This window comes from Streptomyces sp. NPDC048290, assembly GCF_040652095.1.
In the GTDB taxonomy this organism is placed as follows: domain Bacteria; phylum Actinomycetota; class Actinomycetes; order Streptomycetales; family Streptomycetaceae; genus Streptomyces.
The window spans coordinates 228,640-242,411 of record NZ_JBEZLM010000009.1 but is presented as its reverse complement, the minus strand read 5'-3'; the positions used below and the strand labels follow the sequence as shown (position 1 = coordinate 242,411).

Annotated in this window: 12 protein-coding genes; 8 read left to right on the top strand and 4 right to left on the bottom strand. The window is 75.1% G+C overall.

Features of this window, described 5'->3' with window-relative positions:
- Positions 1-29: 29 nt before the first annotated feature.
- Positions 30-560 carry a hypothetical protein gene (locus tag AB0D49_RS18070; RefSeq protein ID WP_362758150.1) on the bottom strand — a complete coding sequence of 177 codons (531 nt, stop codon included), beginning with the start codon at positions 558-560 and terminating at the stop codon, positions 30-32.
- Between the two features lie 113 nt (positions 561-673).
- Entirely contained in the window at positions 674-1,435 is a 762-nt protein-coding gene (locus AB0D49_RS18065; RefSeq protein WP_362758148.1) for a sulfite exporter TauE/SafE family protein, read from the bottom strand.
- A gap of 118 nt (positions 1,436-1,553) precedes the next feature.
- Here AB0D49_RS18065 and AB0D49_RS18060 point away from each other — a divergent pair, with 118 nt between their 5' ends.
- Positions 1,554-2,489: a LysR family transcriptional regulator gene (locus tag AB0D49_RS18060; protein WP_362758146.1), complete on the top strand. Its 936-nt coding sequence runs from the start codon at positions 1,554-1,556 to the stop codon at positions 2,487-2,489.
- Positions 2,490-2,556: 67 nt separating this feature from the next.
- Here AB0D49_RS18060 and AB0D49_RS18055 read toward each other — a convergent pair whose 3' ends face one another.
- Entirely contained in the window at positions 2,557-3,045 is a 489-nt protein-coding gene (locus AB0D49_RS18055; protein ID WP_362758400.1) for a GNAT family N-acetyltransferase, read from the bottom strand.
- Between the two features lie 99 nt (positions 3,046-3,144).
- Here AB0D49_RS18055 and AB0D49_RS18050 point away from each other — a divergent pair, with 99 nt between their 5' ends.
- The 7 genes from AB0D49_RS18050 to AB0D49_RS18020 all read left to right on the top strand — a co-directional run bounded on the left by AB0D49_RS18050 (position 3,145) and on the right by AB0D49_RS18020 (position 13,035).
- The gene (locus tag AB0D49_RS18050) at positions 3,145-3,948 is read left to right on the top strand and encodes an exodeoxyribonuclease III (RefSeq protein ID WP_362758144.1); all 804 of its coding nucleotides are present in this window, start codon (positions 3,145-3,147) and stop codon (positions 3,946-3,948) included.
- A 163-nt stretch (positions 3,949-4,111) separates the two neighbouring features.
- A complete protein-coding gene (locus AB0D49_RS18045) occupies positions 4,112-4,888 on the top strand; it encodes a hypothetical protein (RefSeq protein ID WP_362758142.1) in 777 nt (258 codons plus the stop codon).
- Complete coding sequence (locus tag AB0D49_RS18040) at positions 4,885-7,146, top strand: hypothetical protein (protein ID WP_362758140.1); 2,262 nt, start codon at positions 4,885-4,887, stop codon at positions 7,144-7,146. The genes AB0D49_RS18045 and AB0D49_RS18040 overlap by 4 nt, the downstream gene beginning before the upstream one ends.
- A 2-nt stretch (positions 7,147-7,148) precedes the next feature.
- On the top strand, positions 7,149-8,909 hold the full coding sequence (locus AB0D49_RS18035; RefSeq protein ID WP_362758138.1) for a hypothetical protein: 1,761 nt from the start codon (positions 7,149-7,151) through the stop codon (positions 8,907-8,909).
- Positions 8,910-9,027: 118 nt separating this feature from the next.
- A complete protein-coding gene (locus AB0D49_RS18030) occupies positions 9,028-9,705 on the top strand; it encodes a hypothetical protein (protein ID WP_362758136.1) in 678 nt (225 codons plus the stop codon).
- A 16-nt stretch (positions 9,706-9,721) separates the two neighbouring features.
- On the top strand, positions 9,722-11,233 hold the full coding sequence (locus AB0D49_RS18025; protein WP_362758134.1) for a protein phosphatase 2C domain-containing protein: 1,512 nt from the start codon (positions 9,722-9,724) through the stop codon (positions 11,231-11,233).
- Positions 11,230-13,035 carry a hypothetical protein gene (locus tag AB0D49_RS18020; protein WP_362758132.1) on the top strand — a complete coding sequence of 602 codons (1,806 nt, stop codon included), beginning with the start codon at positions 11,230-11,232 and terminating at the stop codon, positions 13,033-13,035. The genes AB0D49_RS18025 and AB0D49_RS18020 overlap by 4 nt, the downstream gene beginning before the upstream one ends.
- Before the next feature lie 31 nt (positions 13,036-13,066).
- Here AB0D49_RS18020 and AB0D49_RS18015 read toward each other — a convergent pair whose 3' ends face one another.
- Positions 13,067-13,768, bottom strand: coding sequence for a Crp/Fnr family transcriptional regulator (locus AB0D49_RS18015; RefSeq protein WP_362758130.1), 702 nt, complete (start codon positions 13,766-13,768; stop codon positions 13,067-13,069).
- Positions 13,769-13,772 lie beyond the last annotated feature (4 nt).

The window sequence follows — 13,772 nt, the reverse complement described above, 5'->3', positions numbered from 1 at the left end:
GTTGGGACCTTCGTCGTTCCCGGGTGTCCTCACGGGGTGTGACGGTCAGAGGTGCCCGGGGTCCGGTGGTGGGCCAGCAGGCCGCCGGACACCGGTGTCGTCCCCAGTGTCTCCGGGGCGTCGGGGGCGGGGTTCCGGAGCCAGTCGTCCAGGTCCTGGGCCGTCTCCAGGGGCTCGCGGGTCATATGGGCGCGCAGCGACGGGGGTTCGGGGGCGGGGGAGCGCAGGTCGGTGAGGAAGGCGGTCTCCGCCGGGACGAAGTGGGCGCGGGCCGCGTCCGGGGAGACGGCCAGGGCGTCGGCGACGGCGGGCCAGCCGGTGCCCGCCGCGCGTTCGTAGACCACCGCCGCCGCGACCAGGCGATGGGCGGCCGTGAGGATGCGCAGGGCGTCGGTGAGGGCGGCGCCGGGGGCGGTCGCGGTGCCGTCGGCGGCGAGGTCGTCCGGCGGGAACGGGACCGCCGCGCGGGCCAGGTCGGACAGGGCGCACGCCTCGTAGGACAGCAGCAGGCGGGCGCGGGCGGCGTCGGGGTAGGGCGGGGGGCCGCTGGTCGGTGTCATGCCGGGTTCCTGAGGGGTCATGGGGGGGCGGTGCGGGTGAGGGGCTTCCCGCGCGGGAGGTGCTTCGCCCGCGCGGGAAGGGCTCCAGGCACGCGGGACGTACGGGACGTGCTTCAGTCGCGTAGGAAATAGAGGACCGTCGTCGCCGTGGCCGTCGTCAGGATCACCGCTCTCAGGGCCCGGGGCGGCAGCGCGCGGGCCAGGTGGGCGCCCGACCAGCCGCCCAGGACCGCGCCCGCCAGCATCGCGGTCAGCAGCAGCGGGGTGCGCAGGGCGTCCGACGCGGCCAGGAACAGGACCGTCGCGGTGAGATAGACCGCGGCGAGCTGGGCGATCCGCATCGGATTGGTGACGGCGGCGTCCAGCCCCAGGCCGATGCTCCACAGGGCCAGCATCATGATGCCTACGGCCCCGCCGAAGTATCCGCCGTACACCGCCAGCGCGAACTGTCCGGCCAGGAGGGTGCGCGGGCCCATGCCGACCGGGCGGCCCAGCGCGCCCACCAGCCCTGAGGAGAGACGGGGGCCGACGGCGAGGACGAGGGTGGCGAAGGCCAGCAGCCAGGGCGCCGCCGTGTCGAAGGACGACGCCGGGAGGGTCAGCAGCAGGGCCGCGCCCACCGCGCCGCCCGCCCCGCTCACCGCCGTCAGCCGGACCGTCGGTACCGGTCCGACCTGCGTCAGTTCGCGCCGGTACACCCAGGTACTCGCCACCGCGCCGGGGACCAGGGCGATCCGGGACACCGCGTTCGCCGTCACCGGGGAGAGTCCGCAGGCGACCAGCGCGGGCAGGGCGACGAAGGTGCCGCCCCCGCCCATGGCGTTCAGCACGCCCGCGGCGACACCCGTCACCGAGGGCAGCAGCAGTTCCCACATCAGCCGAGCATCGCGGGGCCGGGGCGCGGTCACAATGGGTGCACCGTGTGTGATCGGCGCAGTCTGACTTAGGCGGGGGCTAAGGCAGGGGCCGAGCGACAGGCCCTAGGGTGGGCGGGTGCGTTACGACCTCGACGACCTGCGGCTCTTTCTGCACATCGTGAACGAGGGGTCCATCACGGCCGGGGCCCGGCTGATGCATCTGAGCCTGCCGTCGGCCAGTGCCCGGGTGCGGGCCCTGGAGCACCACGCCGGGGTCACCCTGCTGATCCGCGGTCGGCGCGGCGTACGGCCCACGCCCGCCGGGACCACGCTCGCCCGGCACGCCCGGGACGTGCTCGACCGGACCGCCCGGCTGGAGAGCGCCGTCGCCAGCTACACCGCCTCGCCCACCGCCCGGCTCACCCTGCTGGCCGGGGGTTCGTCACTGCACCGGTTGGTACCGAGGGCGCTGATCTCGTTCCTGCGGGCGCACCCGGACGTCGATGTCGCCGTGTCCGAGAGCCGTACCCCGGACACCCTGCGCAGGCTCGCCGACGGACGGGCCGACCTGGGGCTCGTACTGGACGACGAGGCCCAGGACAGCGCCCTGCGCAGGGAGCCGTTGGGCGACGACTCCCTGGTCGTGATCGGCCAGGCCGGGGGCGTGCTCGCCGGGCGCACCGCGCTCACCTACAGCGAGGTCGCCGAGCATCCGCTCGTCGGGCTGGCCGCCGGGTCCTCGCTGCGGCGCTGGATGGAACGGCACCTCGGGCCGCACGCGCCCGCCGTCCGCTACCGCACCACCGTCGCCGACCTCAATGTGCTGGTGGCGCTGGCCGCCGCCGGTGCCGGGCTGGCCGTCGTACCGCGGCGGGCCGTCGATCCGCTTCAGCCGCTCGATGTGCGGGCGCTCCAGGAGCCCTGGGCGCGCCGCCACCATCTGCTGGCCTGGGGGGTCGAGCCGCGTCCGGCGCCCGAGGCCGTCGAGGCGCTGGCCGGGCATCTGCGCCGGGCCGCCCACTCCGAGGAACGGGCCGGGACCCGCGAGGGGCCCTACAGCGGCTTCGCGTGACGAGGGGCCAGACCTCGGGGGGCCTCTACAGCGACTTCACGTGGCGACGGGCCGGACCCGCGAGGAGCTACAGCGGCTTCGCGTAACAGAGGCTGGACTCGTAGTGCCGGTAGTAGCCGAACTTGACGCACGGCTCGTAGCCGCTGGACGTGTACAGCGCGACCGCCTCCGGCTGTGCGGTGCCGGTCTCCAGGACCATACGGACCCGGCCCGCCGCGCGGGCGTCGTCCTCCAGGGCGGCCAGGACCCGCCGGGCGAGCCCCCGGCCGCGCATGTCCCGGACCACGAACATCCGCTTCAGCTCGGCGTCGCCGTCCTCGTTGCCCTCGCCGTTGGTGTCCTGGCTGCGCCAGCCGCCGGTGGCGACAGGGCGGCCGTCGGGGTCGTAGGCGATCAGATAGACGCCGGACGGTGGCTGGAAATCGTCCGGGGCCAGCGCGGTCGCGTCGCCGTCGCCGCCGTAGCGCTCCTGGTACTCGGTCTGGACCACGTCGTTCAGCACCACCGCGTCGGGGTGGTCGAAGGGCAGGGCCCGTATCTCGAAGAGGGTGTCGATGCTGCTCACCAGGAAAGGGTGCCTCATACGGGGGCATGGGCGTCCGCCGCCGCGTACGGCGTAAATGGACTCGGTCCATTGTGCGGGTAGGGTGCCGGGGTGCTCACTGTGACCTCCGTGAATGTGAACGGGCTGCGTGCCGCCGCCAAGAAGGGCTTCGTGGAGTGGCTCTCCGCCACCGAGGCCGATGTGCTGTGCCTCCAGGAGGTGCGCGCGGAGCCCGGCCAGCTGCCCGAGCGGATCCGCACGCCCGAGGGCTGGTCCGTGGTGCACGCCCCGGCCGCCGCCAAGGGCCGCGCCGGGGTCTCGCTGTACACCCGGCGTGAGCCCGACCGGGTGCGGATCGGGTTCGGGTCGGCCGAGTTCGACACCGCCGGACGGTATGTGGAGGCGGACCTCCCGGGGCTCACCGTCGCCTCCCTCTATCTGCCGTCCGGGGAGGTGGGCACCGAGCGGCAGGACGAGAAGTACCGGTTCATGGCGGAGTTCGCCGCCCATCTCGAGGAGCTGCGCGAGCGGGCCGCCGCCGACGGGCGCGAGGTGCTGGTCTGCGGTGACTGGAACATCGCCCATCAGCCGGCCGACCTGCGCAACTGGCGTGGCAACGCCAAGAGCTCCGGGTTCCTGCCGGAGGAGCGGGAGTGGCTGACGTCCGTCTTCGACCCCGGCGCGGTCGGGTACGTGGATGTGGTGCGGGCGCTGCACCCGGACACGGAGGGGCCGTACTCCTGGTGGTCGTACCGGGGGCGGGCCTTCGACAACGACACCGGCTGGCGGATCGACTACCAGGTGGCCACCCCCGGGCTCGCCGGTCAGGCCGTCAAGGGGTGGGTCGAGCGGGCGGCGACCCATGGGGAGCGGTGGTCGGACCACGCTCCGGTGACGGTGGTCTACGACCGCTGAGCGGTCCCCGCCCGACCCGTTGACGCCCGGCCGGAAACCGCTCATGGGGCGGTTTCCGGTCAATCCCGCGAATGCGCCATATGGCGTGGACCCCGTCCCGGCCCGTGCCCTGTACTGGTGGAGCCGCTGGAGCACCGGCGGCTGTTTCGGGGGAGGCACAGGCATGGCGGGTGAGGCCGTGCACCAGTGGATTCTGGTGCTGGACGTCGAGAACTTCAGCTCGCGCCGGGACCCTGTGCAGCGGCGGGTGCGGGCGGCGATGTACCGGGTGCTCACCACGGCGCTGGCACGGGCCGGGCTCCAGCGCGGCGCCGTGGTGATGGAGGACCGCGGCGACGGTGTGCTGATGCTGGTGGACGCGGCGGTGCCGCCGGTGCTGATCGCCGGGCCCTTCGTCCGAGAACTGGACGAGCAACTGCGCGAGTACCAGGAGCAGAGCAACGACGAGCACGCCGTCCGGCTGCGGGTGGCGCTGCACCAGGGGCTGGCCGCCCGGGACGAGCACGGCTGGTCGGGCGACGCGGTCAACACCGCGTGCCGGCTGGTCGACGCCCAGCCGCTGCGGGACGTACTGGCCGCCGCGCCGTCCGCGCGGCTGGTGTTCGCGGTCTCCGGGGAACTGCACCACGCGGTGGTCCGGCACGGCCACCGGGGCGTCGACCCGGCCGCCTACCTGCCGCTGGACTTCACCACCAAGCACGGCGAGACGATCAGCAGCTGGGTGACGGTACCGGGCTGTCCGGCGCCGCCCGGACTCCCCACGAGCACGCCCGCGTCCCCGGCCACCAATACGGCATCCCCATCCCCGGCCACCGGTACGACGCCCCCCGCCACGTCCCCCCGCCCCACCGTCCACCAGCGGGCCCGGACCGTCCAGGGCGATCAGATCGCCGGTGACAAACACGTCACCGTGCACACCACCGGGAGCGTGCGGCCGTGACGGACGGCGCCGCCCCGGGAGCCCCGGCCGCCGGTGATCCACGGGGGAGCCGTCCGGCGGCCGGTACGGGGGGACCGGCGGCGGGAGGTGCGGGCCGTGCGCCCCAACCGCCCGTCGCCGGTCAGGGCGCGCCCCAGCCGCCGCACGGCGGCACCCCGGGCGACGGCGCCTCCGCCGCCCCGGCGGACGCCGCCCCGCAGGAGCCGCCCTCGTCGGGCCCCGGCGCCGAGTCGTACGAGGCGACCGGCCGGCTCGGCGAGGGCACCCAGCGCCGCGGCCATCTGCACGACGCCGTGGCCAATGTCGAGGGCGACATGGTCGGCGGCGACAAGTACGTGGTGCTGACCGGCGGCACCCGGCGGAAACTGCGCGCGCTGTCCCCGCTCATCGCCGAACGCGTCCGGTTCGCCTACTGCGCGCCCACCGGTCTGGACGGCGCCCGGGAGGCCCTCGGCCGCCAGCGCCTGCTGATCCTGCGCGGCGCCGACGGCTACGGCAAGTCCGCGATGGCCGTACGGCTGCTGCTCGGCGCCTGTCAGGGCACCCTCTACCACCTCGACAGCGGAGTCGACTTCGCCTCGCTCGCCGAGCAACTGGAGAACGAGAGCGGGGTCATCGAGCGCGGCGCGGGCTTCCTCCTCGACCGGCCCGAGCATGTCGCCGAACTGGGCCGCGAGACCTACGAGAAGGTGCAGGGCGCGCTGGTCCAGGCGGACGCCTGGATGGTCGTCACCGTGCGCGGCGGCGAACCCGCCGACGGCGAACTGCTCTTCGGCGTGACCGACCTCGCCCACGCGCCCGCCCCGTTCGACGTGGTCCGCGCGCATGTCCGCTGGCACCTCGGGGAGCGCCACGCCGACCGGCTGCTGGCCCGCCCCGGGGTCCGCGAGACCGTCGACGACCTGCTGGGCACCGACCCGGTCTGCCGCCAGGCGGGCGAGCTGGCGGCGGCCCTCGCCGAGGAGTACGACACCCGCGGCGGCGTCGATCTCGACCGGCTCCGGGAGCGGCGCGCCCGGCTGGCCGCCGAGGACTTCGAGATCTGGGCGGAGAGCCTGCCCGACCCCGCCACCCGCAGCTTCGCCCTCGCCCTCGCCGTGCTCAACGGGCTGCCGCTGGAGGACATCGCGTACGCCGCGCGGTCGCTGTGCGACCGGCTGGAGGACGACGGCCCCTATGTGCGCGGCCCCGGTCCCGACGGGCGGCCGGTGCGGGCCAGGAACCCCTTCGAGGTGCCGCGCCGCCGCAGACTGGCGCGGCTGCGCGCCCAGGAGCGCGACAAACCCGACGGCGAACCGGGCACGGTGCTGGAGTACAAGGACCCCGGCTACGCCCGCCGGGTCATCCTGCACGCCTGGACCCAGTACGACATCCAGGGCGAACTCCTCGACTGGCTCAAGGAGCTGGTCGTCCACCGGGCCGAGCGGGTACGGGTGTACGCGGCGGCGTCCGGGCTGGGGGTGCTGGCCGCCGAGTCCTACCGTCATGTCGAGGCGCGGGTGCTGATCCCCTGGGCGCGCGGCGACGTCCCGGAGCGCCGGGTGGCCGTCGCCTACGCGCTGTCCGTCGCCTGCCAGCACCCCTGGGTGCGCGAGGAGGCGACCGAGCTGGTGCGCGGCTGGTACGCGCACGGCGGCCCCGCGGTCCGCTCGACCGCCGCCCGGGTGCACGGCCTGGGCGCCGTCGCCGGACAGCCGGTGGCGGAGATCTCCCGGCTGCTCGCGGTGGAGCATCCCACCGTCGCCGTGTCCTGCGGCCTCGCCCTCGCCGACCTGGTGGCCGACGACCCCGACCGGACCGGCTCCGTGCTGGCCGCGCTGCGCACCGCCACCACCGCCCACCGCGCCCGCGGGGCCGCGCTGCTGGCGTTCCTCATCGTCGCCGTGCAGGTCGTGGTGGAGGCCAAGGACGTGCGGGCCGGTGCCGTGGTGCCCGAGTGGCCCGCCCTGCTGTACCTCGCCCACCGCCGGCACGAACTGCGCGACCCGTTCGTCCGGCTGTGGCGCGACGCGCTCAACGAGTCGTTCTTCCACCACGAGGCCGAGCAGGTCCTCGACACCTGGGCGGCGCTCGCCGAACGGGACTCGGAACTGCGGGAGATGTTCCGGCTGATGGTCGGCGCGATCGCCCAGGGCGACCCCAGGTCGGGGCTGATCCTGCGGCGCTGCGCCGACACCTGGACCGAGCAGGACCGGCTGGTCCCGCTGCCCCAGACCGCCGCCATCACCCGCGCCCAGCTCACCGCGGAAGGGGCGTGACCATGTCCGTCTCCCTCGTCTCCCTCATCCTCAACGACCGTGCCATCTCCCGCAGCCGGGTCGGCGACCTGCCCGGACTGCCGCCCGCCGTCGCGATCGTCTATCCCGTCGAGGGCGGCCCGTTCGAGGTCGAGACGGTCCGCACGCTGGGGCAGCGCTGGCTCGGCCGGGGCCGCCTCTGCTTCGTCGTCGACCTCAGCGACCACCGCCGTCAGGCCGTCCTCAGCAAGACCCCGCTGACCTGCAAGGACGGCGGCCACCGCTTTCAGGCGACGCTCGACGTCGGCTTCCGGGTGCACGATCCGGCGCGGGTGGTGACCGGGAATGTGCGGGACGCGCTGACGGTCGTCTACGGCCATCTCACCGACCGGATCCGACTGTGCGCCGCCCAGTTCGCCATCACCGAGGCGATGGCCGCGCAACGGCGCCTCAACCAGGAGCTGGGCGCGGAGATCCGGCTGCCCGAGGGCATCACCATCTACTACTGCAAGGTCCAGATGGAGCCCGACGCCGCGGCGGCCGAGCACATCCAGGAGCTGGAGAGGGCCCGCCGCCAGGCCCGGCTCGGGGTGCACACCCATGAGATCGTGGTCGGCCAGGCCCGCTCCGACGAGCATGTCGAGGACATCCGGGCGGACGGCCGCCGCCGTCGGCAGTCCGCCGAACGCGAGGTGCTGGCCGGTACCCGGCTCGACGTCGAGAGCCTGATCCGGGAGCATCTGGCCCGCCACCCCGAGGACACCGCCCAGGCGATGGAGCTGCTGGCGCGGGCCAAGGAGGCCGAGCAGGCGCGCGGCGACCTGCGCGACGAACGGCACGCGGAGATGGTCCGCTACCTGGTCGAGCGGGGCGTGGTGCGCGAGGTCGACCTGCCCGGACTGCGGCGGGGGGTGCTCGGGCCCAGCGCGCCGGGCAGCGGGGTCGCCGGGGTGCTGGAACGCCCGGGGAACCCCCCGGCCCGCGGCGCCCTGACCGACGGCGGCGCCGGGGCGGGCTCCGTGCCCGCGTCCGCGCCCGCCTCCGCGTACGCCGGGGAGGCGGGACCGGACACCGGCACCGGCGCCGTGCAGTGGGGCGGCGGCCCGGCCGTCCCGCCGTCCTCGGCGCCGCCCAGCGGGCTGATCCCGGTGTATCTGGTGCTGGACACCTCGTCGGCCGCCGCGGGCTGTCTCACCGAACTCGGCAACGCCCTGCGCTCGCTCCAGACCCTCCTCGCCAACAGCCCCGACGTGGCCGGGGCGATCCGGCTCTCGGTGATCACCTACGCCGACGGGGCGGACGTGGTGCTGCCACTGACCGAGGTGACCTGGCGGACCGGTGTCCCCGGGCTCACCGCACTGCCGGGCTGCCGGTACGGGCCGGTGCTGCGGCGGCTGAAGGATCTGCTGCCGCTGGAGACGGAGCGGCTCAAGGAGCAGGTCCCCCGGGTGCTCAGGCCGGTGGTGCTGTTCCTGGCGGTGGGACAGGCCGAGGACGACGGTCAGTGGCCGGACGTCCTGGCCGAGCTGCGGCAGCACCGCTACCACCCGCACATCGTGGCGTGCGGGATCGGCGCCGACGGCGCGCGGACCGCAGCCCGGCTGGCGTCGCTGCCCGAACTGGCGGTCGCCGCCGTCGACGGGGCGGAGGTGGCGCGGTCGGCGGTGCAGTTCTCCGTCCTGGTGCAGCGCACGCTGCTGCACCTCGGCCGCAGCGCGCTGGCCGGGCGGATGGAACTGAGCCTGGAGTGCCCGCAAGGGCTGACAAGGGTCGTGGACGAGTGACACGACCGGCACGACCGGCCTCGCCGGTAGGGACGGCCCGGGGCGTTCGGCGGAGCCGAGCGGGGAGAACCGGGCGGAGCTGAGCGCAGTGAAGTGACGCGAAGGGAAGACGACGGGGATGGCTGAGACGCTGGGACAGCTGCTGCCGGTGTATGTCCTCGCGGACGAGTCCGGCTCGATGGCGGACTACGTCGGCGACCTCAACGAGGGGATGAAGTCGCTGCATGTCGCCCTGCTGGGCGAGCCGATGGCCGCGGCCAAGGTGCGTTTCTCGGTGCTGGGCTTCGCCAGCCGGGTCACCGAGCGGCTGGTGCTGGCCGATCTGCGCAGTGAGGCCGAGCTGCCACGGCTGTCGGCGGGCGGCGGCACCAACTACGACGCGGCGTTCGCCGCGCTGCTGGACCGGGTGCCGAAGGATGTGCGGACCCTCAAGCAGCAGGGCTACCGGGTGCACCGCCCGGCCGTGTTCTTCCTGAGCGACGGTCAGCCGACCTGCGGGGAGGAGTGGCGGGAGACCCACCGGCGGCTGACCGACCGGTCCGTCACCGGCGCCGCGCCCAATGTCATCGCCTTCGGCATCGGCGAGGCCAGGGCCGACACCATCCTGGCCGTCGCGACCCGGCAGGACTTCGCGTTCATGTCGGTGCCCGGCGCCCAGCTCGGCGACTCCATAGCCCGGTTCTTCACGGCGCTCACCAAGAGCGTCGTGGAGTCCGGCAACGCCATGGCGGCCGGACAGCCGGAACTGGTGGTGGAACGGCCCGAGGGCTTCCGGCTCGCGATCGACGAGGTCTGACGTGGAGAAGGAATCGATGTTGCGTAGGCGGAAGAAGGAGCAGCGGCCCGGCCCCGACGACCCGTCGGGCCCGTCGGAGCCGGCGGACTCCGCCGGGGCACCGGAGTCCGGCGGCCGGGGAGAGCCCGAGGTGTCACCGGCGTCCCGGGCGGCCGGTTTCACCGTCTCCGAATACGAGGTCAAGCCGTTCCAGGTCCCGCCGTACGACGGCCCCCCGTTGGAGGAGGAGTACCGGGCGGACCGCGGTGGCGGGCAGCGCGCCGACCCGGAGCGGGAGCGCGGGCGCCGGGCGGGGGCCGACGGACCCCGGCACCGCGCCGACCCCCCCGACGCACGGGACCGCTACGAGCGGGACGCCCTGCCCACCCGGCGCCCCCGCCCCGTCACCCCGCCCGACCCGTCACCGTCGTACGACCCCGACCGTCCCCGTGACTCCGCCCCTCCGTACCCCACCCGCCGCCCGTTCGCCCCCGACCCCGCCTGGGACCCCCCGCCCCCGGTGTCCTCGCTCACGCCGTCCGCCGCGGCGGGGGCGCCCACCCGTGCCCCGCGCCACGCGGCCCCCCGCACCGGGGAGCCCGAGCCGCCGCGACCGCCGGGCGACGGGCGGACACCGGACGCGCCGCCCACGAGGACCACGCGATGGCGGCGGTTCGTGCTGGGCACCGCCGCGCCCCGGGTGGAGCCCAAGCCACCGCCCGCCGACCCCTACCGGCCGGACACCTTCTTCGACGGCTGGTCCACCTCGCGCCTCACGGTCCGGCTGGCCTCCGTCCGGGGCGACCAGCACCGCTTCGGCGGGGTGCCCCGGCAGGACGACGCGGTCGTCGCCTGGCACGAACCCACCGGCACCGTGGTGTTCGCGGTCGCGGACGGCGTCTCCGCCGCCCCGCTCTCCCATATCGGCGCCACGCTCGCCTGCCGTACGGCGGTCGGCGATCTGCTGGCCCAACTGGACGAGGACCGCTCCGAGCCGGACTGGCCACGGGTGCTCCAGGCCGCCGCGTACCAGCTGCTGATGCGGGTGGCCGCGGGCCGCGAACCCGGTGAGCGGGAGCGCGCGGAGGCGGCGCGCACCCTCGCGACCACGCTGGTGGCGGGCACGGTCGCGCCGCGGCGGGACGGGGACCTGCAAGTCACCCTGGTCCGTGCCGGGGACTCCTCGGCGTGGTGTCTGCGCGCGGGCGACTACGCCCCCCTGTTCCGCGACACCGACGGCGACACGGAGTCCGGCGGCATCTCCAGCACCGCGGTGGTCGCCCTGCCCCGGCTGTCGGGCCGCCCGCGGCCGATCAGCTACACGCTGCCCGGCGACAGTGTGCTGCTGGTGGGCACCGACGGCTTCGGCGTACCGCTCGGCGACGGCACCGGCATGGTCGGCGCGCACTTCGCCCAGCACCTGGCCGAACCGCCGGAGCCCCGGGGACTGGCCCATCTGCTGGACTTCTCACGGGAGACCTTCGACGACGACCGCACCCTGCTCGCCGTCTGGCGCCGCCCGCGCCGGCCGGGCGGCGGGCCACGATGACCGGGCCCGCGGTCCCCCGGGTCCCCCGTGACGCGCTGGGTCTCGGCCCCGCGCTGGGCGACGGCGGCCAGGGCAAGGTCTACGAGGTGCCCAACCGCCTCATCAACCGGACCTGGCCGGTCGTCTACAAGGAGTACAAGCCGCACGCGCTCGCCGAGCTGCGGGTCGACGCGCTGGAGCGGCTGGCCGCCTTCCTGCCCGGCAGACCGGCCGCCGAGGGCCGGTGGCTGGCGGTCAACACGGCCTGGCCGGCCGCCCTGGTGACGGACGGGGGGCGGGTCACCGGCTTCCTGATGTGCCGGATTCCCGACCAGTTCTTCGTGACGCTGCCGGGCGGTGTCCGCAAGACGGCGGGTTTCGAGTTCCTGCTCAATCCGCTGCCGTTCGTGGAACGGACGGTCGGCGCGATCTCACCCCACGAGGTGTACGGGCTGCTGCTGGCGCTGGCGGAGGTGCTGGACCGGCTGCACGGACTGGGTGTGGTGGTGAGTGACCTCTCGCCGAAGAACGTGCTGTTCTCCCGGGTGGCGGGGCAGCGCCCGGCCTGCTTCCTCATCGACTGCGACGCGATGGGGATCGGGGGGAGCTGGGCGCTGCGGCCGGTGCAGACCCCGGGCTGGGTCCTGCCCCAGGGGGAGCAGCCCGGCACCCTGGAGGGGGACCGCTACAAGTTCGCCCTGCTGGCCGTGCGGCTGTTCCTGCACGAACAGCACGGGGCCGACCCGGCGCCGCTGCGCCGGGCCGACCCACGGCTGGGAGCCCTCGCCGCCGCCGGACTGAGCGGTACCCCGGCGGACCGGCCCGCCCTGTCCGCCTGGCTGGAACCGCTGCGCCGCGCCTGCGCCGCCCCCGCGACGGCATGGCCGGGTCCGTCGCCCTCCCCGGGCATCCGGCACGGGTCCCGGCCCCGGACCACCACCCAGGGACCCCGCACCACCGGGCAGCGACCCCCGACGACCAGGACGCCCCCGACCACCGGGGCGACTCCGACCACCGGTACGGCTCCGACCACCGGTACGACCCCGACCACCGGGGCGACTCCGGCGGGTCGTACGACGGCCGGGGGCGGAGCGGGGCCGCGTCAGGTCCGCCCGCCGGCCCGTCCCGTACGCAAGGGCGGGGCCAAGGCGCTGTTCTGGTCCGTCCTGGTCCTGGTCGGTCTGGCCTACGTCCAGGACTGGCCGCCCTTCGACGGCAGCGGCGCGATCACCGCGCCGGGCGGCAGCTCCGGCGACAGCGCCTACGGCGACAGCGGCACTGGCACGGACTCGGGCACGGACCCGGGCACCGACTCCGGCTCCGACCCGAGCCCCGACTCCGGCACGGACTCCGGCACGGACACCGGTACGGAGGAGAGCGGCCCGCAGGACGAGGCGGCGGCGCTGGACGCGCTGCTGGCCGAGAACATGGGGCGGCGCAGCGGGGTCGCGGAGGCCGTGCAGATGCTGCTGAGCTGCGAGGGCACGGACGACGCCCGGGAGGTCTTCGAGAGCGCGGCGGTCGCCCGCGACGACCAGGTCGAGCGGCTCGACACGATGGACCTGGGGCAGCTCCCCGAGGGCCTGGCCGACCACCTGCGCACGGCCTGGCAGAGCTCCGCGACCGCCGACTGGGCCTATGTGGACGTGGTGGACCAGGTGGGCGGCGACTGCACCACGGAGGGGGTGACCGGCTCCTCCGCCTGGCAGGAGGCGGCGCAGGCCAACGAGCAGGCGACGGCGGCCAAGAAGGACTTCGTCGCCGGGTGGAACCCGCTGGCCGTCGAGTACGCGCTGACCGAGCTGGACTGGACGGACCTGTGAGCCGCGCCCGCCTCAGCCCGCGACGCCCGCCTCAGCCTCCCGCGCCCGTCCCGCCGCCGTGGCCCGCCCGTTTGAGGGCGTCGGGGTTCTCGATGACGACCTGGGTGCGGCCGGTGCTGACCCAGCCGTCGGCCCGCCACTGCTCGAGTATCCGGCTGACGGTCCGGCGCGAGCCGAGGACCAGTCCGGCGAAGTCGTCCTGGGAGAGCGGCAGTCCGATCCGCACCGCCCCGGACGGCGTCCGGCGGCCGTGTGCCGCCGCCAGGTCGAGCAGCAGGGCGGCCAGCCGGGCGGCGAGCGGGTCCGAACCGGCCGAGGTCCGGGTGCGGTCGGCGTCCCGCAGCCGGATGGACAGCACCTGGTGCAGGGCGCCGGAGATCGCCGTACGGTCGTCGGCCGCCGCCTTGAACCCGGCGGCGGGGATCAGCAGCGCCCGGACCGGGGTGAGCGCGGTGAGGGTGGCCGAGCGCGGTCCGCCGTCCAGACCGGCCTGCTCGCCGACCAGGTCGCCGGGGCCGCGCAGCGCCAGCACGGCCTGGTATCCGGCGGCGGAGACGGCGGTCACCTTGACGCATCCGGTGGCCAGCACCAGCAGATGGTCGGTCAGATCGTCCTGGCGCATCAGATCCTCGCGGGGCGCGTACGACTCCATCCGCCCGGCGGCCCGCAGCACGGTCCGTGACGGTGGGTCGAGCAGGTTCCAGAAGGGGCTCCGGCCCGGTCCGCACCCCACCGGT

What these genes read in the sequence shown, in the direction of transcription:
- AB0D49_RS18030 (WP_362758136.1), top strand. Translation starts at nt 9,028, where the DNA reads ATGGCTGAGACGCTGGGACAGCTGCTGCCGGTGTATGTCCTCGCGGAC.
- AB0D49_RS18025 (WP_362758134.1), top strand. Translation starts at nt 9,722, where the DNA reads ATGTTGCGTAGGCGGAAGAAGGAGCAGCGGCCCGGCCCCGACGACCCG.
- AB0D49_RS18020 (WP_362758132.1), top strand. Translation starts at nt 11,230, where the DNA reads ATGACCGGGCCCGCGGTCCCCCGGGTCCCCCGTGACGCGCTGGGTCTC.
- AB0D49_RS18045 (WP_362758142.1), top strand. Translation starts at nt 4,112, where the DNA reads ATGGCGGGTGAGGCCGTGCACCAGTGGATTCTGGTGCTGGACGTCGAG.
- AB0D49_RS18070 (WP_362758150.1), bottom strand. Translation starts at nt 560, where the DNA reads ATGACACCGACCAGCGGCCCCCCGCCCTACCCCGACGCCGCCCGCGCC.
- AB0D49_RS18035 (WP_362758138.1), top strand. Translation starts at nt 7,149, where the DNA reads ATGTCCGTCTCCCTCGTCTCCCTCATCCTCAACGACCGTGCCATCTCC.
- AB0D49_RS18065 (WP_362758148.1), bottom strand. Translation starts at nt 1,435, where the DNA reads ATGTGGGAACTGCTGCTGCCCTCGGTGACGGGTGTCGCCGCGGGCGTG.